General features: G+C 38.0%; 2 protein-coding genes. Both read right to left on the bottom strand.

Features of this window, described 5'->3' with window-relative positions; genetic code table 11:
* Positions 1-180: hypothetical protein (locus tag N1032_RS23955; protein WP_259542952.1), on the bottom strand; the 180-nt coding region annotated here is incomplete at its 3' end.
* 159 nt (positions 181-339) lie between these two features.
* Positions 340-972: hypothetical protein (locus tag N1032_RS23950; RefSeq protein WP_259542951.1), on the bottom strand; the 633-nt coding region annotated here is incomplete at its 5' end.

Here is a 972-nt window from a genome sequence, read left to right as displayed (position 1 = left end):
CGCATATTGAATTTGCTCACAGATAAATTCCCTAAACATTTCCCTATCAGCCGCTTCTAACATATTGAAAGGAATTGTCCTAAGTTGTTTTTTCAGTTTTACAGCCACATTGATGTAAGTTTGGGCAAGAGCGTTGAAGAACTTATCCAAATCAGCATCAGTTGTAAACCTGCGTGCCACTGAGGCAGGAACTTTAAATGTCCCTAATTTGTTGTTTTTTGATACTTGTTCAAATCACTGTCTTGGAGTAAGAACCCCAATGTCACTTGAATTGAATCATACTTCTGTTGTGTGCATAGATACACCTCCATCTTTACTATAATTATACTTGATTTCAGGTTAACCCACCAATGAGTTAAGACGCTTGATAGGTCTTGTGAATTTCTTACCTGTTTTGAGTTGTCTTCCTGTACCACTTTTCTTTAATGTACGTTTACCAATTTTAGTTGCAGTTTTACTTGCAGCAGTCTTGAATGCATCACCAACACTTCCACCAACCAACCCACGGGTGAAACTTCTGACCATTGAAGACGCTATGGCATTATGTCCGCCAATTATGTGTCCTGCAAACTTATAACCTTCCTTTTTAACTTCTTCCACAAATAATTCAGACACTTTTTCAAGGTATTTATCAGTTTGTGACCATACAGCCTTACCACCACCAACCTTTGTTCCAAATTTCTTTGCTATAGCAGCAAGACCAACTATCTGGTTTATCTTACCAATTGGAAGGTATCCAAGGATATTTGTTATATTATCACCAAGACCTAAATCATCAAGTGGTGAACGCCCACCCCTACTTCTTGCAAAGTTATCTAAGTAATAACCCATAGGTGAGGTTGCCTCAGCCAATGATTTCAAATCACCTAATGTCAATGAAAATATAACAGGTTCTTTACCATTAGCATTTTTACCTGATGCAGATTGTGTTGCGTCACGCCTAAATTGAAGGAGAATTGTAACAGATTCTGG

The sequence above is a fragment of the Herbiconiux daphne genome, from assembly GCF_024979295.1.
Classification (GTDB): Bacteria; Actinomycetota; Actinomycetes; order Actinomycetales; family Microbacteriaceae; genus Herbiconiux; species Herbiconiux daphnes.
The sequence above is the reverse complement of the archived record's forward strand: the minus strand, read 5'-3'. Positions and strand labels throughout refer to the sequence as shown.